This is a genomic window from Salmonella sp. SAL4457 (genome assembly GCF_046548235.1).
Taxonomy (GTDB): Bacteria; Pseudomonadota; Gammaproteobacteria; order Enterobacterales; family Enterobacteriaceae; genus Salmonella; species Salmonella enterica.
Genome location: NZ_JBGDZO010000119.1, coordinates 1 through 378, shown reverse-complemented (window position 1 = coordinate 378; position 378 = coordinate 1). Strand labels below are relative to the sequence as shown.

General features: G+C 67.5%; 1 protein-coding gene. It reads right to left on the bottom strand.

The window, feature by feature from the left end; genetic code table 11:
• On the bottom strand, nucleotides 1–378 hold a 378-nt coding region (locus tag ACLJNW_RS23510; RefSeq protein ID WP_410961127.1), incomplete at both ends, for an EAL domain-containing protein.

Here is a 378-nt window from a genome sequence, read left to right as displayed (position 1 = left end):
AGATAGACGTCCCCGGTCGGCAGCCGGGCGAACGCATCGTCCTCCTCGAGACCTTCCAGGACCACGCAGGGCGCCAGTTCGCGGCACAGGGCCAGCAGATGGCGCAGCACTTCGGCGCCCTTCGCCGAGCGACGTGCTTCGCGGGTATACCGGCAATCGATCTTGATCACATCGGGACGGGCATCGAGAACGAAGTCCAGGTTGTTGTGCGCCGCGCCGAAGTCGTCTATCGCGATGCGCACGCCATGTTCGCGCAGGCGTCGGATGAACTCCCGGGTCGCGACTCTCTCGCCCACGGCGGTCTCGGTCAGCTCCAGCGTCAGCCTCCGTGCCACCTGCGGACGGGCGGCCAGCCATCGGCAGACCGCTTCCCACCAG